The organism is Ornithinimicrobium panacihumi (assembly GCF_052073805.1).
GTDB classification, from domain to species: Bacteria; Actinomycetota; Actinomycetes; order Actinomycetales; family Dermatophilaceae; genus Ornithinicoccus; species Ornithinicoccus panacihumi.
This window is the reverse complement of the sequence record NZ_JBQGWG010000008.1, coordinates 96,033-120,228: the sequence shown is the minus strand read 5'-3', so window position 1 is coordinate 120,228 and position 24,196 is coordinate 96,033. Positions and strand designations below refer to the sequence as shown.

Annotated in this window: 20 protein-coding genes; 8 read left to right on the top strand and 12 right to left on the bottom strand. The window is 72.4% G+C overall.

Features of this window, described 5'->3' with window-relative positions:
- Positions 1-4: 4 nt before the first annotated feature.
- Positions 5-805 (bottom strand): PaaX family transcriptional regulator, encoded by an 801-nt coding sequence (locus ACTMMA_RS09690; RefSeq protein WP_441189918.1) that lies wholly within the window; start codon positions 803-805, stop codon positions 5-7.
- 151 nt (positions 806-956) lie between these two features.
- On the opposite strand from ACTMMA_RS09690, the gene ACTMMA_RS09685 reads away from it, so the two are divergent.
- Complete coding sequence (locus ACTMMA_RS09685) at positions 957-1,124, top strand: DUF3117 domain-containing protein (protein WP_420747089.1); 168 nt, start codon at positions 957-959, stop codon at positions 1,122-1,124.
- An 88-nt stretch (positions 1,125-1,212) separates the two neighbouring features.
- Here the strand turns inward: ACTMMA_RS09685 and ACTMMA_RS09680 are convergent, their stop codons facing one another.
- Entirely contained in the window at positions 1,213-1,845 is a 633-nt protein-coding gene (locus ACTMMA_RS09680; protein WP_441189917.1) for an O-methyltransferase, read from the bottom strand.
- Between the two features lie 65 nt (positions 1,846-1,910).
- Here ACTMMA_RS09680 and sigE point away from each other — a divergent pair, with 65 nt between their 5' ends.
- The 3 genes from sigE to ACTMMA_RS09665 all read left to right on the top strand — a co-directional run bounded on the left by sigE (position 1,911) and on the right by ACTMMA_RS09665 (position 4,329).
- Positions 1,911-2,522: an RNA polymerase sigma factor SigE gene (gene sigE, locus ACTMMA_RS09675; protein ID WP_441189916.1), complete on the top strand. Its 612-nt coding sequence runs from the start codon at positions 1,911-1,913 to the stop codon at positions 2,520-2,522.
- A 100-nt stretch (positions 2,523-2,622) separates the two neighbouring features.
- Positions 2,623-3,849: a S1C family serine protease gene (locus tag ACTMMA_RS09670; RefSeq protein ID WP_441189915.1), complete on the top strand. Its 1,227-nt coding sequence runs from the start codon at positions 2,623-2,625 to the stop codon at positions 3,847-3,849.
- A gap of 66 nt (positions 3,850-3,915) precedes the next feature.
- On the top strand, positions 3,916-4,329 hold the full coding sequence (locus ACTMMA_RS09665; protein WP_441189914.1) for a twin-arginine translocase TatA/TatE family subunit: 414 nt from the start codon (positions 3,916-3,918) through the stop codon (positions 4,327-4,329).
- Positions 4,330-4,377: 48 nt separating this feature from the next.
- Here ACTMMA_RS09665 and ACTMMA_RS09660 read toward each other — a convergent pair whose 3' ends face one another.
- The 4 genes from ACTMMA_RS09660 to ACTMMA_RS09645 all read right to left on the bottom strand — a co-directional run bounded on the left by ACTMMA_RS09660 (position 4,378) and on the right by ACTMMA_RS09645 (position 9,366).
- Positions 4,378-5,520 (bottom strand): Mrp/NBP35 family ATP-binding protein, encoded by a 1,143-nt coding sequence (locus tag ACTMMA_RS09660; protein WP_441189913.1) that lies wholly within the window; start codon positions 5,518-5,520, stop codon positions 4,378-4,380.
- A 38-nt stretch (positions 5,521-5,558) separates the two neighbouring features.
- Positions 5,559-6,158: a DUF1003 domain-containing protein gene (locus ACTMMA_RS09655; protein WP_441189912.1), complete on the bottom strand. Its 600-nt coding sequence runs from the start codon at positions 6,156-6,158 to the stop codon at positions 5,559-5,561.
- Positions 6,151-7,443 carry a magnesium transporter MgtE N-terminal domain-containing protein gene (locus ACTMMA_RS09650; protein ID WP_441189911.1) on the bottom strand — a complete coding sequence of 431 codons (1,293 nt, stop codon included), beginning with the start codon at positions 7,441-7,443 and terminating at the stop codon, positions 6,151-6,153. The genes ACTMMA_RS09655 and ACTMMA_RS09650 overlap by 8 nt, the downstream gene beginning before the upstream one ends.
- Positions 7,444-7,818: 375 nt before the next feature.
- Positions 7,819-9,366: an aminopeptidase P family protein gene (locus ACTMMA_RS09645; RefSeq protein WP_441189910.1), complete on the bottom strand. Its 1,548-nt coding sequence runs from the start codon at positions 9,364-9,366 to the stop codon at positions 7,819-7,821.
- 64 nt (positions 9,367-9,430) lie between these two features.
- On the opposite strand from ACTMMA_RS09645, the gene ACTMMA_RS09640 reads away from it, so the two are divergent.
- Positions 9,431-10,978: a threonine/serine exporter family protein gene (locus tag ACTMMA_RS09640; protein ID WP_441189909.1), complete on the top strand. Its 1,548-nt coding sequence runs from the start codon at positions 9,431-9,433 to the stop codon at positions 10,976-10,978.
- Between the two features lie 27 nt (positions 10,979-11,005).
- Here ACTMMA_RS09640 and ACTMMA_RS09635 read toward each other — a convergent pair whose 3' ends face one another.
- Positions 11,006-11,731 carry a hypothetical protein gene (locus tag ACTMMA_RS09635; protein ID WP_441189908.1) on the bottom strand — a complete coding sequence of 242 codons (726 nt, stop codon included), beginning with the start codon at positions 11,729-11,731 and terminating at the stop codon, positions 11,006-11,008.
- A gap of 97 nt (positions 11,732-11,828) precedes the next feature.
- Here ACTMMA_RS09635 and ACTMMA_RS09630 point away from each other — a divergent pair, with 97 nt between their 5' ends.
- The gene (locus ACTMMA_RS09630) at positions 11,829-12,701 is read left to right on the top strand and encodes a PHP domain-containing protein (protein WP_441189907.1); all 873 of its coding nucleotides are present in this window, start codon (positions 11,829-11,831) and stop codon (positions 12,699-12,701) included.
- Positions 12,702-12,705: 4 nt separating this feature from the next.
- Here the strand turns inward: ACTMMA_RS09630 and ACTMMA_RS09625 are convergent, their stop codons facing one another.
- From ACTMMA_RS09625 to ACTMMA_RS09610, 4 genes are all read right to left on the bottom strand, one after another.
- Positions 12,706-14,250 (bottom strand): DEAD/DEAH box helicase, encoded by a 1,545-nt coding sequence (locus tag ACTMMA_RS09625; RefSeq protein ID WP_441189906.1) that lies wholly within the window; start codon positions 14,248-14,250, stop codon positions 12,706-12,708.
- 256 nt (positions 14,251-14,506) lie between these two features.
- A complete protein-coding gene (locus ACTMMA_RS09620) occupies positions 14,507-14,797 on the bottom strand; it encodes a GlsB/YeaQ/YmgE family stress response membrane protein (protein WP_441189905.1) in 291 nt (96 codons plus the stop codon).
- A 182-nt stretch (positions 14,798-14,979) separates the two neighbouring features.
- Positions 14,980-15,207, bottom strand: a complete 228-nt coding sequence (locus ACTMMA_RS09615; protein ID WP_441189904.1) for a DUF3107 domain-containing protein — start codon at positions 15,205-15,207, stop codon at positions 14,980-14,982.
- Positions 15,208-15,264: 57 nt separating this feature from the next.
- Positions 15,265-15,918, bottom strand: a complete 654-nt coding sequence (locus ACTMMA_RS09610; RefSeq protein ID WP_441189903.1) for a TetR/AcrR family transcriptional regulator — start codon at positions 15,916-15,918, stop codon at positions 15,265-15,267.
- A gap of 97 nt (positions 15,919-16,015) precedes the next feature.
- On the opposite strand from ACTMMA_RS09610, the gene ACTMMA_RS09605 reads away from it, so the two are divergent.
- A complete protein-coding gene (locus ACTMMA_RS09605) occupies positions 16,016-19,222 on the top strand; it encodes an ATP-dependent helicase (protein WP_441189902.1) in 3,207 nt (1,068 codons plus the stop codon).
- The gene (locus ACTMMA_RS09600; protein WP_441189901.1) at positions 19,219-22,554 is read left to right on the top strand and encodes an ATP-dependent helicase; all 3,336 of its coding nucleotides are present in this window, start codon (positions 19,219-19,221) and stop codon (positions 22,552-22,554) included. Before ACTMMA_RS09605 ends, ACTMMA_RS09600 begins: the two co-directional genes overlap by 4 nt.
- Here the strand turns inward: ACTMMA_RS09600 and ACTMMA_RS09595 are convergent.
- Positions 22,544-24,148 carry a phosphotransferase gene (locus ACTMMA_RS09595; RefSeq protein ID WP_441189900.1) on the bottom strand — a complete coding sequence of 535 codons (1,605 nt, stop codon included), beginning with the start codon at positions 24,146-24,148 and terminating at the stop codon, positions 22,544-22,546. The two genes, ACTMMA_RS09600 and ACTMMA_RS09595, sit on opposite strands and share 11 nt — an antisense overlap.
- Between the last annotated feature and the right edge of the window lie 48 nt (positions 24,149-24,196).

Genomic DNA, 24,196 nt, shown 5'->3' with positions numbered 1-24,196 from the left:
CAATCTACGACGGGTGGGTCGGCCACGACGCCTCGGCCGTCAGCCCCAGCGCCCGGGCCACGTGGATCTCGGCGGCAGGCCGCAGGGCACCTGCGACTGCCAGGAAACGGGCCCGCGCCTCGTGCCCGGCCCAGGTCGGGGGCAGCACCTCGGCAGGCAGACCGGGGTCGGAGAAGAGGAACTTGCGCCACCGGTGCACCAGCTGGGTGCGCAGCCGGTAGGCCTGCGGCGGGTCCAGGGCGGCCAGCCCGTCCAGGGGCGGCAGCTCGGCGGCGAAGCGGGCGTACGCGTGGTGCAGACCCTCCAGGTCCCAGACCGACGCGGCGTCCAGCGGTTCGTCGAGCGGCCCGGTGAGGCTCGTCCAGGTGGCGCCGTGGGCCGCCAGCGTCGGCCCCAGCTCCGAACTGGCCCACGGGCTGATCCAGGTGGAGGAGGCCAGCCGGCCGTAGCCCAGATAGCCCAGGGAGGCCGCCACCTGCTCGCGGCGCCGACGGTCTCCCCGGTGCTCCACGACGACCACGTGCCACGTGCCGGGCCAGGCGCGGGGGCCGTTGGCGTAGATGCGGTCGTGCGCCCCCGCGAGACGGCCCTGGGCGAGGGGAGTGGCCGCATACCCCCGGGTTCCGTGGCGGGACTCGGCCTGCAACCAGCCCTCGCGGACGAGGCGGGAGATGGCGGTCCGGGTGGCGGGCGGCTGGACCTCGCACGCCTCGGCCAGCGCCACGACCACCGACACCGGCGCCCACCACCCCAGTGCGGACAGGTGGTCGCCGTACAGGTCGACGACGGCGGATCGGGCATGCACACAGAAAGTATCCCAGGACGGTCGTCGATCAGCGTTGAGACAGGTCGATTAGGCGGGCCGTGGGGAAGGGGAGATAATAGGTCACATCTGTGAGACCCCACGCACCGGCGCGGGGAGCGGTCCTTGGCCGCCACACGAGGAAGGGCAACCCATGGCAGCAATGAAGCCTCGCACCGGCGACGGCCCCCTGGAAGTCACCAAGGAAGGCCGAGGCATCGTGCTTCGGATGCCTCTGGAGGGTGGAGGCCGGCTGGTCGTCGAGATGAACGCCGACGAGGCCACGGCCCTCGGTGACGCCATCAAGGAGTGCGTGGGCTGACGACGGCCCTGACGCGGCGAGCCCCCGGTGACCATCGGTCCCGGGGGCTCGCCGCGTTCAGGGTCGGTGCTTCACGGATCACCCACGGTCAGCGCTTGACGGCGACGAAGAGCCCGTCGCCCACCGGCAGCAGGGCCGGGAGGAGGCGCTCGTCCTCGCGCAGGCTCTTGCCCAGGTCGCGCAGCAGCGTGGTGACCTCGTCCCGGGCGGCGGGGTCGGCCACCCGGTCGTGCCAGAGCATGTTGTCGAGGACCAGCACCCCGCCCTGGCGCAGGAGACGGAGGGCCTCCTCGACGTAGACGGGATAGCTCTCCTTGTCCGCGTCCACCAGGACCAGGTCGTAGGCGCCGTCGGTGAGGCGGCCGATCACCTGGGCCGCGTCGCCGCTGATGACGCGGGTCCGCTGGGGCGGGATCCCGGCGGCCTGGAAGGCCTCCTTCGCTGCGCGCTGATGCTCGGGCTCGCTGTCGATGGAGGTCAGGATGCCGTCCCGCGGCATGCCCTGCAGGAGCCACAGGCCGGAGCTGCCCGCCCCGGTGCCGATCTCCACGACGTGACGCGCCGCGACCGCCGCGACCAGCATGCGCAGGGTCGCCCCGGCGGCGGTGGAGAGGGGGCGGGCGCCCAGCTCCTCACCGCGACGCTGAGCGTCCTCGATCACGGGGTGGGGGGTGATGAAGTCCTCGGAGTAGGCGACCGAGGAGAGCTTCGCAGAGGCCATGGGGCCACCCTATCGGCCGCCTCTCGTCCAGCCTCCTCCCAGCCTGGCCTGGTTGGGTGGGGCGCATGAGTCGGGAAGCGCAGGTCGGCAGCGGCTCCACGGTGTCCGAGGACTGGCAGCCACCGTCGTGGGAGGAGATCGTCCGCGAGCACTCCGCCCGCGTCTACCGCCTGGCCTACCGGCTCACCGGCGATCCCCACGAGGCCGAAGACCTGACCCAGGACGTCTTCGTGCGCGTCTTCCGCTCCCTCGAGCGTTACCGCCCCGGGACCTTCGAGGGCTGGCTGCACCGGATCACCACCAATCTCTTCCTGGACAAGGTCCGGCGTCGACAGCGGATCCGCTTCGACGCACTCACCGAGGAGCTCTCCGCCCGGCTGCCTCTGCGCTCCAGCGGGACCGATCCCGAAGAAGTCTTCGCGATGACCCACCTGGACGCCGACATCCAGGCGGCGCTGATGGCGCTCCCGCCGCACTTCCGGGCGGCCGTCGTGCTCTCCGACATCGAGGGCTACTCCTACGAGGAGGTCGGGCAGACCCTGGGCATCAAGCTCGGCACGGTCCGCTCCCGGATCCACCGGGGCAGGGCGCTCCTGCGGACCTCGCTGGCGCACCGCCGGCCCGCGGCCCAGACCAGGCAGGCCACCAGCCTCCGTCCGGTCACCACGCTCGGCTGACCGCCCGCTGCCTGCGACACCCCGGCGCAGGCAGCTCCGACGACGGGTCGGGTGACCTCGGTGCGGGATTTCCCACCGGGTCTTGGCACAATCGGTGTCCATGACCGACCCCACCGTCCCGGTGCCCGTGAGCCCCAGGCGGGCCACGCGTCCGCGCAGCCAGGTGCCGGTGGTGCTCGCCTCCTTCGTCGCCGGGGCCGTCGGGGGTCTGGGCGGCGGCGTGATCGCCTCCAACGCGATGGGATCCGGGCCCTCCGGTCAGACGTCGACCGCCCCGACGAGCGACCGGGCGACCGAGCCGTCGAGCACCGCCGGTGCGGGGACCCCCGCCACCGCGGCGCCGCATACCGAGCAGGATGCCTCGGTGACCGAGGGGATCGCCCCGGTGCCCGCGGACGGCACGATCGCCGGCCTGTCCCGATCGGTGCTGCCGAGCGTGGCGCTGGTCGCGCTCGGCCCGGAGGGACGGGACGGTCAGGGATCTGGCTTCGTGATCCGGGACGACGGCTACGTGCTCACCAACCACCATGTGATCGCCGCCAGCACCACAGGTGGGGGCATCTCGGTGCATCTTCCCGGCCGCGAGCCGATCGAGGCGGAGGTCGTCGGGTCGGACCCCGTCTACGACATCGCCGTGCTCAAGGTCGAGGCGCAGGACCTGGCCGCGCTGCCCTTCGCCGACTCCGACGAGGTCGAGGTGGGGCAGACGGTCGTGGCGGTGGGAGCACCCCTGGGCCTGGACAGCACGGTGACCAGCGGGATCGTCTCCGCCCTCAACCGACCGGTGGTCGCCGGCGAGGAGATGGACGTCAGCTACATCAACGCCATCCAGACCGACGCCGCGATCAACCCTGGCAACTCCGGGGGCCCGCTGCTGGACCTGGCCGGTCACGTGGTGGGGGTCAACTCGGCCATCGCCCAGCTGCCCTCGAGCTCGTTCGGCCCGGCAGGGTCCATCGGGCTGGGCTTCGCGATCCCGGCCGACCAGGCCAGCCGGACCGCCGAGCAGATCATCGAGACCGGCAGCAGCCAGCATCCCGTCATCGGCGTGCACGTGGACGTGCGCTACACCGGCGAGGGGGCACGGGTGATGGGGGAGGGCGAGTCGGACGCCGACCCGGTGATCCCCGGCGGGCCGGCCGAGGCGGCAGGGCTGCGACCGGGGGAGGTGATCCTGTCCGTGGACGGGACCCGGATCAGCGACTACCAGCACCTGCTGGTCGTGCTGCGCTCCCGCGAGATCGGCGAGCAGGTCGAGCTCGAGGTCCGCGCCGGCGACGGCCGGGAGCGCACCGTGAGGCTGACCCTGGCCGGGTCCGGGGGATAGGTAGGCTGTGGCTGCGGTGCGGGGACGGGCGGTCGAGGTGGCCGTCCTCCGGGACGAGGAGGCTGCGTGCTGAACATCCAGGGCGAGGAGGTCATCCTCCTCGTCATCCTCGCCTTCCTGATCCTGGGCCCCAAGCGGCTTCCCTACTACGCCGGCAAGCTCGGCGAGGCCGTCAGGTCGCTGCGCTCGATGGCAGAGGGCGCCAAGACGCAGATCAAGGACGAGCTGGGTCCCAGCTTCGACGACGTCGACTGGCGTCAGCTCGACCCTCGGCAGTACGACCCCCGCAGGATCGTGCGGGAGGCCCTCACCAGCCCCGGCGCGGGGTCCGCCGCCGCAGCCACCGCCTCGGCGTCGGCGGGCGGCGGGGCGACCGCGGCTGCAGCGTCCGTCGCTCGGTCCGCGGCTCCGCCCTCCCCGTGGGGCAGTGCGGCACACGATCCGAGCCTTCCGACGCCCTTCGACACCGACGCCACCTGACCAGCCGCCGGCACGGCCGGCGGGGGCCAGGTGGCGTCGACGGGTAGGTCAGCGGTTGACGGTCGGGGTGATCCCCAGCTTGCGGCCGGCCAGGCCCCGCCCGCGGCGAGCCAGCTGGCGGGCGACGCCGCGCAGCGCGGTCGCGGCGGGGGAGTCGGGTGCGTCGAGGACCACGGGACGACCCTGGTCGCCGCCCTCGCGCAGGGCGATGTCGAGCGGCACCTGACCCAGCAGCGGCACCTCGGCGCCGATGGATCGCGACAGCGACTCCGCCACGGCCCGACCGCCACCGGAGCCGAAGAGCTCCTGGCGGGAACCGTCGGGCAGCTCCAGCCACGACATGTTCTCGATCACGCCCACGAGGCGCTGGTGCGTCTGCATGGAGATCGCCCCGGCCCGCTCGGCGACCTCTGCTGCCGCCTGCTGCGGCGTGGTCACCACGATCAGCTCGCTGCCGGGCAGCAGCTGGGCCACCGTGATGGCGATGTCGCCGGTGCCCGGGGGAAGGTCCAGGAGCAGCACGTCCAGGTCGCCCCAGTAGACGTCGGCCAGGAACTGCTGGACGGCGCGGTGCAGCATGGGGCCGCGCCAGACGACGGGCTGGTTGCCCGGGACGAACATGCCGATCGAGATGACCTTGACGCCGCTGGGCTCGGCGACCGGGGGCAGGATCATGTCGTCGACCTGGGTGGGGGGCTGGGTGACGCCCAGCATCCGGGGCACCGAGAAGCCGTAGATGTCGGCGTCCACGACGCCGACCCGCAGGCCTTCCTCGGCCAGGGCGGCGGCGAGGTTGACCGTGACCGTGGACTTGCCGACGCCACCCTTGCCGGAGGCGACGGCGTAGACGGTGGTGAGCGAGTCGGGGCGGGCGAAGGGGATCTCCCGCTCGGCCGCGCCACCCCGCAGCTGCTCACGCAGGTTGCCGCGCTGCTCGTCGCTCATCACGCCCAGCTGCACGTCCACGCCGGTGACGCCCTCGACGGCGGACACGGCGGCGGTCACGTCACGGGTGATCCGGTCCTTCAGGGGACAGCCGGGGACCGTGAGGAGCACGCCCACCCGGACGTGTCCCTCGTCGGAGACGTCGACGGACTCGACCATGCCGAGTTCGGTGATTGGCTTCTTGATCTCGGGGTCGTCGACCGTCGAGAGGGCAGCCTGGAGAGCTTCGGTGCTGGGTAGTGGCATGGGGTCCATCGTAGGTCGCCCGGCCGCCTGCTCCGTCGTCAGGGGCGGGACGGCGGGGGGTCCTTCCGGGTGCCGTCGGCCCCGGCGGGCCGGTCTGCCTCCTGCTGCTCCCGACGCTCCTCCATGTCCTCCAGCAGCGCCCGGAGCTCGGAACGGATGAAGTCGCGGGTGGCCACCTCGCGCATGGCGATCCGCAGCGCCGCGACCTCGCGGGTCAGGAACTCGGTATCGGCCAGGTTGCGTTCGTTGCGGGCCCGATCCTGCTCCATCTGCACCTTGTCGCGGTCGTCCTGACGGTTCTGCGCCAGCAGGATCAGGGGTGCGGCGTAGGAGGCCTGGAGACTGAGCATGAGCGTCAGGAAGATGAAGGCATAGGGGTCGAAGCGCAGAGACGCCGGGGCGAGCGTGTTCCACAGCAGCCAGATGACCACGAAGGCCGTCATCCAGACGAGGAACCGCGCGGTGCCCATGAACCGGGCGAAGCGCTCGGCGAAGGCCCCGAAGCTCTCGGGATCCATGGTGGTCTGCGGCATCCAGCGGCGCGACTTCGCCAAGGGTTGGTCGAGACGGGCGCCCGCGCGCGTGGAGGGCGGGGCGGTGCGCCCGGGAGCCGGGCGGCGAGGCGTCTGCTCAGACATCGGCCACCTCCGTCATCGGTCGGTCCTCCAGATCGTCCTCGCGCCAGTCCTCGGGCAGGATGTGGTCGAGGACGTCGTCCACGGTCACCGCACCCAGGAGCCGGCCCTCCTCATCGGTGACCGGCAGCGCCACCAGGTTGTAGGTGGCCAGTGCACGGGTCACCTGACCGAGCGACGCGTCGGGGGCGACGGGGTCGATGTCGGGGTCGAGGATCGAGCCCACGGGCTGGTGCGGCGCCTCGCGGAGCAGGCGTTGGATGTGGACGCTCCCCAGCAGCCTGCCGGTCGGTGTCTCGTGCGGGGGACGGGTGACGTAGACCAGCGAGGCGGTGGCCGGGTGCAGCTCCTCCCGCCGGACCAGCGCCAGGGCCTCGGCGATCGTCGCCTCGGGGCCGAGGATGACCGGCTCGGTGGTCATCAGTCCTCCGGCGGTGTTCTCCTCGTAGGTGAGCAGGCGCCGGATGTCCGCGGCCTCGTCCGGCTCCATGAGCTGGAGGAGTTCCTCCTGGGTGGCCGTGGGCAGGTCCGAGATGAGGTCGGTCGCGTCATCGGGCTGCATCGCCTCGAGGATGTCCGCCGCGCGCTCGGTGGGCAGCTGGGTGAGGATCTCGAGACGGTCGTCGTCGGGCAGCTCCTCCAGCACGTCGGCGAGGACCTCGTCGTCCAGGGCGTCGGCGACCTCGGCGCGGCGCTTGGGTGTCAGGTCGTGGATGGCCTCGGCGAGGTCCTGGGGCTTGAGGTCCTCGTAGGCCTCGAGGAGGGCGGTGGCCGCCTGTGCGGGGCCGGCCAGGTGGAGACCGTCGACCTGGTCGATGTCCACGAGCACGGTCTCCCCACGACGACGCATGCGCAGGCCACGGCTGGCCCGTGCGGCGTCGACCTTGCGGGCGTAGACCTTGGTCAGGCGCCAGTCGCCGCTGCGCTGCCGCTCCATGGCGACGTCTTCCACGACGGCTGTGCTCCGGTCCTCCAGGAGGGTGACCTGGCGGTCGAAGAGCTCACCCACGACCAAGGTCTCGGCGTGGCGCTTGGCGAACCGTCGCATGTTGACCAGCCCGGTGGTGATCACCTGACCGGCGTCGATCGAGGTGACGCGGGTGATCGGGACGAAGACGCGCCGACGGCCGGGCACCTCGACCACCAGGCCGATGACCCGGGGCCCCTGAGCGGTCGCCCGACCGGTCATGCTGACCACCACGTCCCGCACCCGACCGACCTCGTCACCGAGGGGGTCGAAGACGCTCAGGCCGTTCAGTCGGGCCACGAAGACGCGGGGAGAGCTCACAGGGTCGAGGATAACCGCTCCGGGGGTGAGCGAAGTCACCACGAAAATGGCAATAACTAGCCTCACCTGCGGGTTTATCATTGATGTGGGGCCAAGGATCTGCCCCAACATCTCCCCCTACCGGATCGTCCTGAAAGGACAATGCAGCTCACCATGGGCCCGACCATCATGTACGTCCCCTCCGCCGGCCGCTCCTTCCGCCACACCCTGGCGCAGGACGTGGCGCGTCGCCCCGTGCGGCCACGCCGGCGCTTTTTCCGCCGCTGACGCGGCGCGCCGCCGATCCCTCGGCGGCGCCGACAGACAAGACCCCCGTGACCGATCGGTCCGGGGGTCTCGTGCGTCCGGGGCAGGGTGCCGGGGTCGGGATCCGGGTCAGGCCCGGGGATCGGTCCGCCGGCCACCGTCGCGGACCCAGGACTCCACGTCATCGGCCGTGCGGGGGAGCATCGCCGAGAGGTTCCGGCAGCCGTCGGCCGTGATGACGACGTCGTCCTCGATCCGGACCCCGATGCCGCGCAGCTCTTCGGGCACGAGCAGGTCGTCGGACTTGAAGTAGAGGCCCGGCTCGACCGTCAGCACCATGCCCTCGCGCAGCTCGCCGTCGACATAGTCCTCACGCAGCGCCAGGGCGCAGTCGTGCACGTCGATGCCCAGGTGGTGGCTCGTGCCGTGGACCATCCAGCGGCGGTGGAACTGGCCCTCGTCGGCGTCCAGAGTCTGCTCGAGGGTGACCCCCTCGGGGAGCAGGCCCCACTCCAGCAGGTGCCGGGCGATGACCTCGATGGCGGCGGCGTGCACGTCCTTGAAGCGGTTGCCCGGCCGTGCGGCGGCGAGGCCCGCCTCCTGCGCCTCCAGGACGGCGTCGTAGACCTTGCGCTGGGCCGGGCTGAAGGTGCCGTTGACCGGGATGGTGCGGGTCACGTCGGCGGTGTAGAGCGAGTCGGTCTCCACACCGGCGTCGAGGAGCAGCAGGTCGCCGTCCACGAGATCTCCGGTGTTGCGGATCCAGTGGAGGGTGGTGGCGTGCTCGCCCGAGGCGCAGATCGAGTCGTAGCCCACGCCGTTGCCGGCATGCCTGGCGTGCAGGCCGAAGATGCCCTCCACCCAGCGCTCGCCGCGTCCGCGGCGCAAGGCCTCGGGCAGCTGCTCGACCACGGCGTCGAAGGCGGTGGCGGTCGCCTCGACCGCATCCTCCATCTGCCGGACCTCCCACTCGTCCTTGACCATCCGCTGGTGGGACAGGCTCCTGGCCAGCTCGGCATCGGTGGCCTGGGCGGCCTCCAGGCTCTGCGCGTCGGTGACGACACCGGTCTGCTCGCGGACCTGGTCCACCAGGGCCGCGACCTCGCGGTCGGCGTCCCGCACGACCCGCAGCGCCAGCCCGCCCGGGCCCACGTCCTTGCCCAGTGCGTCGCCCAGCTCGTCCAGGTGGCGGGTGGTCACGCCCAGCTCGGAGGCCGCGCTGGCCAGCGTCGCCCGGCTGCCCACCCAGAACTCTCCCACCCGGGAGTTGGCGAAGAACTCGTCGCTGTCGCGGTCGGCCAGCGGCACGAAGTAGAGGACCGGCTCGTGCCCGGCGGGGGAGCCGTCCTCGGCCACGACCGGCTCCAGGACGAGCACCGCGTCCGGCTCCCGGTCGGCGCCGAGCCCGGTGAGGTTGGCGAAGGCGCTGTGGGGGCGGAAGACGTAGTCGGTGTCGTTGCTGCGGATCTTCAGACCGCCGGCCGGGACGACCACCCGGGTCCCGGGGAAGGCGGCGGAGACGCGCTCGCGGCGCGCTGCCGCATACCGTGCCGCCTCGGTGATCGAGGGCACCTCGGTGCTGCGGGGCGCCCAGCTGGACCCCATGAAGGCCCGGAAGGCCTCTCCGGTGGGGCGGTTGCGGTGCTCGGCCTGGTGCTGCTTCTCGCTGGCATTCACCCGGCCATGGTAGGCAACGCGGGCATTCACCTCGCGGTCAGGCTCGGCCCCTAGTCTTGGGACAGTGAGTGAGGAGACGAGGCCACTGCCCGCGGCGCAGCCCCTTCCCGTCGTGGAGGTGGGCGAGGTGACCGGCCCGGTCCGGATCAGCTCGCCCCAGGTGTCGGCGGCAGCGCCCGCCGTGGCCCGGGCCTGGCGCAGCCGGGCCGCTCACGTGGTCAAGGGGGTCTCGCCCCCCACCGTCGCCCTGGGCACCCGCACCGGTGGTGACGACGCCGTCAGCCAGCGCCAGGCCAGGGCCGTGATCGACCTGGCGCTCCGGGTCGGCGAGGCGATGCTGTCGACCGGGGCGTCCGCCGCCGACTGCGTCGCCACGGTGCTGCGCCTCGTGCAGGCCTACGGGGTCCGTTCTGCGCACATCGACGTCACCTTCACCTCGATCACGGTCTCGATCCACCGCGGCCTGCACGAGGACCCGCTCTCGGTCATGCGCATCATCCCGGCGCGCTCACCCGACTACACCCGCCTCGAGGGGGTCCAGCGCCTGGTCGACGAGATCGTGGGGGCCTCCGCAGCCGGGGGCACCCCGATGGACGTGGACGTCGCCCGGGTGCGGCTGATGCGCATCCTGTCGGCGCCCCACCCCTACCGGAGATGGGTCGTCACCCTGGGCAGCGCCCTGATGGGCATCGGCGTCGTGATGCTCTTCGGCGCCTCACCCGGTATGTGGCTGGTCGCCGGCCTCTCGGCCGCCCTGGTGGACCGGGTCCAGCGGGTGCTCTACCAGGGTGGGGTCGCGGCCTTCTTCGCCCAGGCCGTGAGTGCGGCCGTCTCGGCACTCATCGCCCTGCTCCTCTTCTGGTCAGCGGGTCAGGGGCTGGACGTCCTGGGTGTACGGGCGCCCTCGCTGGTCCTGATCTCCGGGATCGTGATCCTCCTGGCGGGGCTCGGCCTGCTGGGCGCGACTCAGGACGCGCTGGACGGCTACTACGTCACGGCCGGCGCCCGTGTGCTCGAGGTCATCCTCATGACGCTCGGCATCGCCGTCGGGGTCGCCGCTGTCATGGGGCTGGCCAACCGGCTCGGGGTCTCCATGGAGGTCCAGGCGAGCACGTCGCTGGGGGGCAACCTGCTGATCACCGTCATCGGGGCCGTCATGGTGGCCACGGGATTCTGCCTGAACACCTACACCGGCGTCCGCACGACCCTGCTGTCGATCGGCATCGCGATCCTGGGCTGGCTGGTCTTCATCGGCGGGCTGGCGGTGGGCCTGGGCGGTGCGGCCGCCTCGGGGCTGGCCGCAGCGCCGGTCGGTGCCCTCGCGGTGGCGGCCCACAAGATGCTCCGCGTCCCGGAGATGGCCGTGGCCACGGCGAGCATCGTCGCGCTGCTTCCGGGGCTGGCCGTCTACCGGGCGATCAACCTCTTCCTCGCGGACAACCCCGCCGTCGTCGGACAGGCTGTGCTGCAGTTCGGGACAGCGGTCTCGACGGGGCTCGCGCTGGCCGCGGGTCTGTCGATCGGTGGCTTCCTGGCGAGGCGGCGGTTCGGACTGGACCTGGCCTCCCGCCGCGCCCGTCGCCGGGCGCGGGGGACGCACGTCTCAGGCTGACGGGCCGGGCCCGTCAGCCCGAGCTGGTCAGTCGTTCCAGCTCCACGACTCCAGCAGCTCGTCCAGGACGGGGGCGGCCTCCTCGGCCTGCTCCTCCAACGCCGACAGCGTCACGACGTAGAGGGTCCCGTCGTGGCTGATCCAGCGCTGCGTCTGGACGAGGCTCTTGCCCTGGACCTCGCGCACGATCCGGTAGCCGGGCGCCTTGTTGCCGTCGACCGGGGCGGCCTCGAGGATCTCGTACTCCGAGTCGTCACCGGCGAGCTCCTTGGCCGCCTCCTCGACCGCCGAGGTCAGGTTGCTGACGTACTCGTCCTCGGTGACGAGGATGTTGGTGTAGAAGCCGTCGGTCTGCTCGGGAGCCTTGATGGCCAGCTGCACCGAGTCCACGTCGACCAGGTCGATCGCGTCCTCCCAGCCGGCGGGGGTCGTCACGGTGAAGGCGCCGCCCTTGGCGTCGAGGGTGGTGGGAGCGGCCGAGCTCGCGGCCGAGTCGTCCGCCGTGCTGCTCGGCTCCTCCGTGGTGGGTGCCGTGTCCGTCGTCGCTGCGGCGTCCGTGGTCGCGGCCGTGTCCGTCGTGGAGGTCTCGCTCTCCGTCTGCTCCGGGGTCGTGGGTGTGGCCGCGGTCGACGGCGTGGCGTCGTCGAGAGGCTCCTCCTGGGCGCAGCCCGTGAGCAGGCCCAGGGACAGCGTGAGCCCCAGACCGGCGCGGGCGAGACGTCGACGGGGGGAGGTGGACGGGGAAAGCGACATGAAACTCCTCGGTGCTCGGACGTCCGGTGGGGTCCGGCTCGCCGCAGATGTCGAACCTCCAGTATGCAGCCTCTCGTCACCCCCTACGGTGTTCTCCATGTCCTACCTCGACCGGGGCTCCGTGATCGACCTGCACACCCACTCCGACCGCAGCGACGGCAGCGAGCCGCCCGACGTCGTCGTGGCCCAGGCCGCCCGGGCGGGGCTGGACGTGGTCGGTCTCACCGACCACGACGTCATCAGCGGGTGGTCGGAGGCGGACCGGGCCGGCCGTGAGCACGGCGTCGTCGTGGTGCCGGGGATCGAGATCTCCTGCAACCACCACCGCATCTCGGTGCACCTCCTGGCCTACCTGCCCGACGGGCAGGACCAGGCGCTGATGGAGGAGCTGGCCCGCAGCCGTGACAGCCGGGACACCCGTCTCCGGGCGATGGTGGACCTGCTGGCGGCCGACGGCTATCCGGTCACCTACGAGGAGGTGCTGGCCGTGGCGGGGCCGGAGGCGACCCTCGGGCGGCCGCACATCGCCGACGTTCTCGTGCGCAACGGTGTCTATCCCCGCCGGGACGATGCCTTCGTCGACGTGTTGGCCTCGGGCTCTCCCTACTACGTGGCCTACCACGTGCTGGATCCCGTGCGGATGACCGAGCTGGTCGTGGCTGCGGGAGGGGTCCCTGTCCTGGCACATCCGTTCGCCTCGAGCAGGGGCAGGACGATCGACGAGGGGCTCGTCGAGCAGATGGCGCTCGCCGGGCTCGCGGGGCTGGAGGTCGACCACCGGGACCACGGGCCCGAGGAGCGGGACCGGGCGGCGACGCTCGCGGAGCGGCTGGGTCTGCTCCGGACGGGATCCAGCGACTACCACGGCACGGGCAAGCTGAACCGGCTGGGCGAGAACACGACCGCCCCCGTGGTCCTGGAGGAGATCCTCGCTCGGGCCACGGGGTCGGGACTGCTGGGGGCGGTCTAGCCGGTCAGTCGCCGGACGGTGCTCCGCCCTTGGCGGCGGCGCCTCCGGTGAGGTTGATCCGGCGCCGGCGCCGGGGTGCACCGCCGCGACGCTCGGCGCCCTCACGCTCGGTGCGGGTGCCCTCACGCTCGGTGCGCCCGCCCTGACGGCCGTCCTGGGAGCGGCCACCGTCACGACCGCCGGAGCGACCACCGCGGCCGCCCTGCCCGCCGCGACCGCCCGAACGGCCGGAGCGGTCCCCACGGCCACGGTCGCCGCGCGGGGAGGGACCACCGAGGTCCTCGAGGCGCTCGGCGTCCAGGCCGGCGTGGGTCCTGGCCGACTTCGGCAAGGTGCCACGGGTGCCCTCGGGGATGTCCAGGTCGGTGAACAGGTGGGGGCTGGAGGAGTAGGTCTCCTCGGGCTCGGGATAGCCGAGGTCCAGGGCCTTGTTGATCAGGCTCCAGCGCGGCATGTCGTCCCAGTCGACGAACGTGACCGCCACGCCCGTCGCCCCGGCGCGGCCGGTGCGACCGATCCGGTGCAGGTAGGTCTTCTCGTCCTCGGGGCACTGGTAGTTGATGACGTGGCTGACCGCCTCGACGTCGATACCACGGGCCGCGACGTCGGTGGCGACCAGGACGTCGACCTTGTTGTTGCGGAAGGCTCGCAGCGCCTGCTCGCGGGCGCCCTGGCCGAGGTCGCCGTGGATCGCGGCGGCGGCGAAGCCGCGCTGGGCCAGCTCGTCGGCGACCTTGGCGGCCGTGCGCTTGGTGCGGGTGAAGATGATCGTGCGGGCACGGTCCTTGGCCTGCAGGATGCGGGCCAGCATCTCGACCTTGTCCAGGGCGTGCGCGCGGTAGGCGAACTGCTTGACGGCGGCCACCGTCTGACGCTCGTCGCCGTCCTCGCTCATCGCGCGGATGTGGGTGGGCTGGGTCATGTACTGGCGGGCCAGGGCCACCACGGCCCCGGGCATGGTCGCGCTGAAGAGCATGGTGTGGCGACCGGCCGGGGTGAGGGCCAGCAGCTTCTCCACGTCGGGCAGGAAGCCCAGGTCGAGCATCTCGTCGGCCTCGTCCAGGACGACGGTGCGGGCGTGGCCCAGGTTGAGGTGCCCCTTGGCGGCCAGGTCAAGGAGGCGGCCGGGGGTGCCGACGACGACCTCGACACCCTTGGCCAGGGCCTCGATCTGCGGCTCGTAGGCGCGGCCGCCGTAGATGGTGACGACGCGGATGCCGCGCTTGGCGCCCGCGCGCGTCAGGTCGCCGGCCACCTGGACCGCGAGCTCGCGCGTGGGTGCCACGGCCAGGGCCTGGGGAGCACCCTTGCCCGGGAGATCCGCATACCCTTCGTCCCCGGGCGCGGTGACGTTCTGCAGCATGGGCAGACCGAAGCCGAGGGTCTTGCCGGTGCCGGTCTTGGCCTGGCCGATGATGTCGTGCCTGGACAGGGCCACGGGCAGGGTCATCGCCTGGATGGGGAAAGGGTGGGTGATCCCGTGCTCCGCCAGCGCGCTGACGATGTCGGGGTGGATGCCGAAGTCGGCGAAGGTCTTGGTCTCTTGCACGTCGAACTCACGATCGTCTCGAAGGATCCGAGCAGGCGGACGGCGCTGGCTCGGGCTCTCGGGCCGATCGGGAATCTCTTCGAAATGGTGGTCGGGTGCCTCGCCCGACCAGCAGCAACCGCAGGGGGTCTGCGGCCGACCGGTCACCGGTGAACTCTTCAAGGGTAGCGGATCGCCCCGGTGACCACGGCGTCCGTGAACGGCGACGGCGCGCCCCCTCGGAGGAGGGGACGCGCCGTCGAGGCTCAGGCTGAGGTCAGCTGATGCGCTTGTGGGTGTTGTCCTTGCCGGTGATCGCGCCGTAGGCCAGGACGACGACAAGAGCGCCGATGATGCCCAGGACCAGGCCCCAGGGGTTCAGCAGACCGCCGCTGTAGTCGAAGAAGAACATGGCGGCCAGCGCGCCCAGCAGGGAGCCGATGGCGCCCAGCAGGACGGTCATGCCGGCCGAGAGGTTCTGACGGCCGGGCAGGATGAGGCGGGCCAGGGGGCCGACGATGCAGCCAGCCACGAGGGCCGCGACGAGAGTGCCGAGGTCGAAGTCCATGGTGAGTACCTTTCGAGAAGTCAGTCCAGCAGGGGACCGGTTTCCCTCTGCCTGGCGCCGGGGATGCCCGACGCCGCTTCATACAACGGCAGTCACACTAGTGGCATTCCACCACCTGCGCGAATGAAAACGTCACGTGTCGCCAGCGGGGGGCTCACCGCACCCCGCGGACGGCGACCGGGTCAGTGGGTGCCGAAGCCGACCCGGGCCTTCTCCTGGGCACCGATCTCGACGTAGCCCAGGGCCGAGGTCGGCACCAGGATCTTGCCGCCCTTCTCGTCCTCGAGCTCGATGACGGGAGCGCCGGAGCCGACCGCCTCGGAGACGGCGGCGCGGACCGCGTCGGGGGACTGGGTGGACTCGAAGGCGATCTCGCGGGAGACGTCACGGATGCCGATGCGGACCTGCACGGGTTCCTCCTGGTGTGGGTGGTCTTTCCTGGGACGAGGCTAACCCGCCGGACCGACTCACCCTCCCTCCGCCGCCGGGGAGGTGCCCTTGTCGGTCTGCGGGACGGCTCCGATGCCCCGCCATATGACCCTGCGGACCAGGGCCACGGCCTCGTCGCGGGGCAGGCCGGAGTCGCTGTCGTACCAGTGGCGCGCGGCGGCCTGGACCTGCCCGACCAGACCGGCACCGAGGAACACACACTCGGCCCAGCCCAGGTCGGTCTGCTCCTGGAAGATCCGCCCGACCGCCTCGGCGCAGGCGGTCTGCACCTGCTCCAGGATCTCGGCCACCGCGGGGTCGCCACCCATGTCGGAGGCCATGACGAGGGTGTAGCCCGACTCCGGGCGGTCGACGAACTCGAAGTAGGCGTTGATCGCCGCCTCGATGCGCTCGTCGTTGTCCGTCGTGGAGGTCAGGGCCGCCTCCACGGTGTCCACGACGTGCGCGCGGACCTGGTTGGCGATCGCCAGGTAGAGCTCGAGCTTGCTGTCGAAGTGCTGGTAGAGGACCGGCTTGGAGACGCCGGCCCGCTCGGCGATCTCATCCATCGCCGTTGCGTGATAGCCCTGTGCGGAGAAGGCCGACAGGGCTGCCTGCAGCAGCATGGCCCGCCGCTCGTCGCGGGGCAGTCTGGCTCGGGTGCTGGTCCCAGCCTGGTCGTTGAGCGGCACGTCGGACTCCTTCTGTTGTCACACCATCCTAGATGTGTCCCCCCGCGAGCCAGGCCTGCCAGGAAGGTCCGTCGGTGCTCGATGTTGAGATAGGGGTATGCAGCAGCACGAGGGCCCGGATCCGTCGCACCTCCCGGTGCGTCGGGTGCCCGACCCCGCCCAGGAGCGCGCGGTGGCCCACCGGGGAGGGGTGCTGCTCCTCATCGGCGCGCCGGGCACCGGCAAGACCACGGTCGTGGTGCGCCAGGTGCAGGAGCGGGTCGCGGCGGGGATGCCTCCCGACACGTGCCTGGTGCTGGCCCCCACGCGCGTGGCGGCGGCCAGGCTGCGCACGGCCATCGGCCGGGGCCTGGGCCGCACCTTCACCGAGCCCCTGGCCAGGACGCCGTCGTCGCTGGCCTTCTCGATCCTGCGGCTGGCCGCAGCAGGATCGGGAGAGCCGTTGCCGCGGCTGTTGTCCGGGGCCGAGCAGGACGTCATCCTGCGAGAGCTGCTCGCAGGGCACCGCGAGGAGGGGAGAGGGCCGGACTGGCCCGCGCACGTGCGTCCGGCACTGGCCACCGCCGGCTTCCGGGCCCAGCTGCGCGATCTGCTCATGCGTGCGGTCGAGCACGGGCTCGAGCCGGGCGACCTGGCTGCGATGGCGGACGAGCACGACCGCCCGGAGTGGGCGGCGGCGGCCGAGGTGCTCGCGGAGTACGACGAGGTCACGGCGCTGTCCGACCCGGGCAGCTACGACCCGGCGTGGATCTGCACCGCTGCGGCGGACGTGCTGGAGGACGACCCTGACCTTCTGGACTCCGTCCGGCAGCGTGTCAAGGTCCTCCTGGTGGACGACGCGCAGGAGCTGACCGCCTCGGCAGACCGCTTGATCCGGGTCCTGCGCGGCCCGGGGAGCGACCTCGTGCTGGCGGGTGACGCGGACGCGACCGTGCTCGGTTTCCGCGGTGCCGTGCCGGGCCGCTTCGTCCGGATGGCCCACGACCTCGCCGGGCCTGATGGCTCCGAGGAGGTCGTCCTGGCGACGAGGCACCGCGGGCGGCGGGAGCTGGTGGAGGTCGCAGCCAGGGTCGCCGACCGGATCGGGGCCGTGCACGGCGCCGGTCATCGGCGCCCAGGAGTTCCTCACGCGGCCGCGGGGCTGCCCTCCGCGGTCGAGGTCGGGGTCGCCCGCAGCCACGCCCAGGAGTGCGCGGCGGTCGCTCACTGGATGCGGCGGGCACACCTCCTGGAAGGGGTGCCCTGGCACTCGATGGCGGTCATCACGCGCTCCGGTGCACAGCAGCAGCTGGTCCGCAGGGCGCTGGCGACCGGTGGGGTGCCGGTGCGTCAGGACCGGTCCGGGATCCCTCTCGGTCACGACCCAGCGGTCCTCCCGCTGCTCACGGCCTTCGACGTGGTGACCAGGCCGGGACCGGTGCTGCGGCCGACCCCGGAGGAGGCTGCGTCGTTGCTGGCGGGCCCGCTGGGTGGGGTCGACCCGGTTCAGCTCCGTCGGCTCCGTCGCCGGGCCAGGGCCCAGGAGCGCCGCGACGGTGGGGGCCGGAGCGCTGACGAGGTCCTGGCGGACCTCCTCGCCGACGACGATCTCGGGGCCACGACGCCGGCCGACCTGCCGGTCGACCTGGCGCCGGTGGTGCGCGTGGGACAGGTGCTCCGAGCGGGTCGTCGAGCAGCGGTCGGTGCCCAGCACGACCCCGACGAGGCCCCCTCGCCCGGCAGCGCGGAGGACATCCTGTGGGCGCTGTGGTCCTCCTCGGGGCTGGCCGCGAGGTGGGCGCGTCAGGTCGAGGGCGGAGGCGCGTTGGGCGCCCGCGCCGATCGCGACCTCGACGCGGTCCTGGTGCTGTTCGGGGCTGCAGAGGCCTACGTGGAGCGACTTCCGGGTGGCAGCGCCCGCAGCTTCCTGGACCACGTGCGCAGCGCCGAGGTCGCGGCCGACACGCTGGTGGTGGGTGCGCGGTCCACCGAGTCGGTGGAGGTGCTCACCCCGCAGCTGGCCGCCGGGCGTCAGTGGCGTCGCGTGGCGGTCGTCGGCGTGCAGGACGGGGTGTGGCCCGATCTTCGGCTCCGCGACACCCTGCTGGGCGCCGAGGCGCTCGTGGCGGCGCTGCGTGGGCAGGCGATCTCCGGGACCGAGGGCCTCCGGGCTGCGCAGGCCCAGGTCCGCACCGACGAGCTGCGCCAGTTCCACGTGGCCGTGGGACGGGCGGAGGAGAGTCTGCTGGTGACCGCGGTGGCCAGCACCGACGACCAGCCCTCCAACCTGCTCGACCTCGTGGACCCCGACTATCGCGAGCGGCCCCCGCTGGAGGCTCCGGCGACGCTGACCCTGCGCGGCCTCGTCGGAGCCCTGCGGCGGGAGGCCGTGGCCTCCCAGCGGTCGGGCGACGTGACGGCCCGGGACCACGCGGTGGACACGTTGCTGGTGCTGGCCGCCGCCGACGTGGCTGGCGCCGATCCACGCCGCTGGTGGGACGTCAAAGAAGTGTCCAGCAGGTCCGCGCTCGTCCCGGAAGGGCCGGTGCGGGTCTCCCCGAGCCGGGTGCAGACCTATCTCGACTGCCCGCTGCGGTGGTTCCTGACCAGCAGGGGCGCCGACACGGGGGAGGCCACCGCAGCCTCGATCGGCACGCTGGTGCACGCCGTCATCGCCGATCGGCCCGAGGCCGAGGCGCAGGGGCTCGAGGCGGAGCTCGACCGACGCTGGCCCGAGCTGGGCCTGCGTCCCGGCTGGGTCGCGGACAAGCAGCAGGCCACGGCCAGGCAGATGATGCAGCGCTATGCCGCCTACGTCCGACAGGCCGAGCAGGAGGGCCGTTCCCTGCTCGGCACCGAGCTGGACCTCGCGGTGCTGGTGCAGCCGGACCCGGATGCGGCGGGGCAGCGGGAGGTCGACCTGGTCGGGCGGGTCGACCGGGTCGAGCAGGACGCCGAGGGCCGCGTGGTGGTCGTCGACCTGAAAACGAGCTCGTCCAAGCCGACCAAGGACGAGCTGAAGTCCCACGCACAGCTCGCGGCCTACCAGGTCGCGGTCGAGGAGGGGGGCTTCCACAGCTTGGCACCCGGTGCGGCCAGCGGAGGTGCGGCGCTGCTCAACCTGGGCAGGACCGAGAAGGAGCTGAGCCAGGTGCAGGCTCCGGTGGGAGAGGCAGACGACCCGACCTGGGCCAAGGAGCTCGTGCTCACGGCGGGCGCCGGGATGGCGGGCGCGACCTTCCAGGCCCGCGACCTCGGGCAGCGGTGCCGTCGTTGCCCGGCGCGGTTCTCCTGTCCGCTCCAGGACGAGGGGAGGACACGGTGAGCTATTCACCTGCCGAGCTGGCCGACCTGCTCGGCACGCATCGACCCACGCCTGAGCAGGAGGCGGTGATCCGTGCACCCTTGGCTCCGGCGGTGGTGGTCGCCGGCGCCGGCTCCGGGAAGACGGAGACGATGGCGGCTCGCGTCGTGTGGCTGGTGGCCAACGGTCACGTCCAGCCGCAGGACGTCCTCGGGTTGACCTTCACGCGCAAGGCGGCGCTGGAGCTGTCCCTGCGGCTCGCGGACAAGCTGGCGCTGCTCCGGGCGGCGGGCATCGGCCCCGGCGCGCAGCCTGGACCGGACCGGGGGACGCACGGTGACCTTGCCCCGACACCTGCCGCGACACCTGCCGCGGGAGGCCCTGGGGCGGGTCCCGACTCCTTCGACCTGCCCACCATCTCCACCTACCACGCCTACGCCGGGCGGCTGGTGAGCGAGCACGGGCTGCGCCTCGGTGTCGAGCCGGACGCCCGGCTGCTGACCGAGGCCGGGTCGTGGCAGCTCGCGCACGAGGTCGTGGCCTCCTACGACGGGGACATGGCGGCGATGAACCGCGCCGAGTCGACCGTCGTCCGAGCCGTGCTGGCGCTGTCCGGGGAGCTCGGGGAGCACCTGGTGGAGAGCTCGGAGGCGCTCGGCTGGATCCAGCGGCTGGAGGCCCGGCTCCGGGCGCTGCCGGGCAAGGACGGCGGCCGACCGACGGTCGCAGGGCGGGACACCGCAGACCTGCTGGCGGTCCAGGCGCTGGTGTATCCGCTCGTGGAGCGTTACCGGGAGGCCAAGGCGGCGCTGGGGGTGCTGGACTTCGGCGACCAGATGGCGCTCGCCGCCCGGCTTGCCCGTGACGTCCCACAGGTCGCCGCGGCCGAGCGGACGCGCTTCGGGGCCGTCCTCCTGGATGAGTTCCAGGACACCTCGGAGGCCCAGATGGTCCTCCTGCGGTCGCTCTTCGGCGGAGCCCACATGCCCATCACCGCCGTCGGTGACCCCCACCAGTCCATCTATGGCTGGCGCGGCGCCAGCGCGACGACCCTGACCCGGTTCCCCAAGGAGTTCGCGGTCGGTGACGTCGAGGCGGAGGTCCTGCACCTGTCCACCTCGTGGCGCAACGACGACAGCATCCTTGCCGTGGCGAACGCGGTGGCCGAGCCTCTGCGGGCCGTCACGCCCATCCCGGTCCGGACGCTGGAGCCCCGGCAGGGTGCGGGCCCGGGTGCTGTCGAGGTCGCCCGCCTGACCGACCATGTGAGCGAGGCCGAGCACCTGGCCGCCTGGGTCAAGGAGCACTGGGGCAGGCCGGGCGCACGCACGGCCGCGGTGCTGTGCCGTGCCCGCGCCCAGTTCCCCACGATCGTGGAGGCCCTGCGTCGGCAGGGTCTGCCCGTCGAGGTCGTCGGCATCGGAGGCCTCCTCGACTCACCCGAGATCCTCGACCTGGTCGCCCTGCTGTGGACCGCGCAGGAACCCACCCGGGGAGATCAGGTGATGCGCCTCCTCACCGGTCCGGTATGCCGGCTGGGGGCTCTCGACATCGACATCCTCTGGGGCTGGGCACGCCTCCAGGGTGCTCGTGAGGCGCTCGGCGAGGACTCCGCCGGACCTGAGCGTGAGCACGCGGTCGTCCTGGCCGAGGCGCTCGACGCGCCGCCCCCGCCCACGTGGGTCGATCCAGCGGGACGACACCTCAGCCCGGAGGCGGCCGCGCGTGTGTCCTGGCTCTCCAGCGTGCTGCGCCGGGTGCGGGCCCTGGTGGGGCTTCCGCTACCCGACCTGCTCCTCGAGGCCGAGCGCCTGCTCGGCCTGGACCTGGAGATCTCAGCCGATCCAGACCTGCACCCCACGTGGGGCCACGCCCAGCTCGACGCGCTCGGAGAGGTGGCGGCAGGCTATGCCGCAGGCGCCGAGCGCGCGACGCTGGGGGGATTCCTGTCCTGGCTCGATGCGGCGCGAGAGCATGAGCGAGGGCTGGAGGGGGCGGAGGTCCCCGAGCTGGCCGAGGTGGATGTGGACGCCACGGCGGTGCAGGTGCTCACCGTCCACGCGGCCAAGGGCCTGGAGTGGGATCTCGTCGCCGTGCCGGGGCTGGTGGAGGGGACCTTCCCCTCGGGGACGGTGCGGGCGAGCCACGACGGGCACCAGTGGAAGGTCGGTCCCCGCCGCGATCGAGGATGGCTCTCCGGGATCGGACGGCTCCCGACACCGCTGAGGGGGGACCGTGAAGGTCGCCCGAGGTTGGGATGGTTCTCGGTGGCCGACACCAAGGAGCTCGCCTCCGAGCTTGAGCGGACCGCTCTCGAAGGCGGGCGGTTCGTCATCCAGGAGGAGCGCCGCCTGGCCTACGTGGCGTTCACCCGCGCCCGGTCGAGGATGCTGCTCACGGCGCCGGTCTGGTCCACCGGCAAGTCACCGAGGGTGACCTCCAGATTCCTGATCGAGGCGATCGAGGCCCCCGGGGTGGACGTCGCGGTCCGCGAGTGGAGCGCGATGCCTGACCCCGACGACCCCTTCGACCGCGACAACCCCAGGCTCGCGGAGGAGACGAGTGCGCCCTGGCCCACGCAACCGCACCCACGCCGGCAGGTCGTCCGGGACCTGGTGACCGCGCTGGTGTCCGCCCGATCCGCCGGGGCGCCGAGCCCCACCGCGGCCGATCGCGCGGAGGACGCGAGCAACCCGTGGGACGAGATGGCGCGCCTGCTCCTTGCCGAGCGCGACGCCGAGACCAGCCGCTCGACGCTGCCCGAGGTGCCGGACGCCCTCTCCACCTCGTCGGTGGTCAACCTGGCGTCCGACCCGGCCGCCTACCGCGCGCAGCTGCGGCGGCCGATGCCCACGCCGCCGTCACCCCACGCGAGGCTGGGCACCAGCTTCCACGCCTGGGTGGAGCAGCACTACTCCTCCGCGGCGCTGGTTGACCTCGAGGACTGGGCGACCGCCGAGGATGAGATCTCTCCCGAGGAGGATCTGGAGGTGCTCCGGGCGAACTTCCTGGCCAGCGAGTGGGCGGACCGATCTCCCATGGACGTCGAGGTGGGCATCGAGACCACCGTGGCCGGGAGGTCTGTCCGTGGACGGCTTGACGCGGTCTTCCAGGACGCCGACGGCGGCGTGACCATCGTCGACTGGAAGACCGGTCGACGGGGAAGTCCCGAGCGGGAAAGGCTCCGCTCCCTGCAGCTGTCCGTCTACCGCCTGGCCTACGCGCGGCTGACCGGGATGGACCCCGGTCTCGTCCGTGCCGCCTTCTTCTTCGCAGCGAGCGGCGAGACGGTCCGGCCCACCCTGGCCGAGCCGGACGAGATCGAGACGCTCCTGGCCGATCTCACGTCCTGACGGCCCCGGCGGGGCCATCCGGATCCGAGTCGTCGTCACCGGCGTTCTCGTCGAGGGCACCTTCGCCCGTGGCGCGGCTGTCCTCCTCGACCTCCGGCATCCCGTAGAGCTCGTGGAGACGCTCCTCCGGCTCAAGCCCCGCCAGGTCGTCGAGAGGGTCAGGGTTTCCTGCGGCGTCGGAGTCCTCACCCCGCTCGTCATCGGTCGCGTGGAGCAACAGGGAGCTCTCGAGGTGGTCCTGATCCGCTCCGTGCTCCTCGTCATCGTTCGTCCCCGGCTCGACAGGTGCGGGCTGGGTCGGCACCTCGATGGTCAGGTCAGTCTCGTCGACGGGGGCCTGGACGACCGGGGTCTCATCGACGTCCTCGTCGAACAACTCCTCGTCGGTCGTGTCCTGGTCGACCGCGTAGTCGTCGACCGCGGAGTCGTCGGCCGCGGACTCCTCTCCCGGCGCCCACGCGTCCTCGCGCACCTGGCTGTCCTCCGCGGACTCTCCCTCCCAGCCGGCGACGTCATCGCCCCGCTCGCCGGTGGGGTCGTCGGTCGGGTCGTCGTGCCACTCCTGAGCATCGACGACCTCTGTCTGGTCCCGGGCCTCGTCGGCCGTCACGGCCCCCACGCCGACGCGGTGGCGGGCGGTCGTGGGCACCAGGCCCTCGTCGTCCTCGGTCAGGCGGTCCATCCGGCGCAGCGCCTCGACCACGCGGCGTGCGGTCTCCTCGCGGCCGTCCTCCACGGCTCGCGCGAGCCCACGGATCGCGCGGAGCTCGGAGGCCAGGCGCGCGCGGGCGTGCAGGTAGGGGTCCGGTCGCTGGGCGCGTGCCAGCGAGTAGCTGTCCAGCACCGACTCCCAGGCAGGGCGGGAGGATCGGACCAGCAGCTCGGCGAGGTCGGCGGCGGGATCACCGATGCACGCCTCGTCCCAGTTGAGGACGGCCACCACCCGACCGCTGGCCGCGTCGCGCTCGTCGGAGAACGCGACCAGCAGGCTGTCGCCGCCGAAGCTGCCGTGCACCGGAGTGGTCCCGAACTGCCACAGGGGGGCGGCGTCGAAGGCCTCTTCCCAGCGGGCGAGGAGACCCGTCGGGACCCGACCCGTCTCCGCGGCCCGGTCGACCTCGGCGATCGCTCGTTGGCGGACTCCTGCCGCGTCGAAGGCAGGGACGTCCTGGGCCTCGAAGACCGCACGCGGGATGTTGTGGACGGCCGCGATCGCCCGCCCGACCGCGCTGGCCAGCCCCGGACCTCCGGGCAACCTGGTCAGATCCAGGGGAGATCCCTCCAGGAACGGATACACGACCGCCGCCCCGTCGGAGCCCACGGAGGCGTGCCCGGCGGCGGCCGGGACCTTGAACGGGACGTGGCGGGGGAGCTGGCGCACCAGCTCCTCATGACGTTGGAGCCGGGCACCGGCGACGGCCGTCAGCGGCGAGTGGATGACCCACGTCCTCCCCGTCGCGTCCTCGACGACGGCCCGTTGGATCTCCAGCTCGCGGTCGGAGTCTCCAGGGCGGATGCCGGCCACCGTCACCGGCTTCATGCCGGGCACGGCGGCGCTGGCGAGAGCTGCCAGGGCCAAGTCGCTACGGATCACGTGTCCACCGTATGCGGTGCGCCCGGCCTGACCATGGAGGCTGCCCCG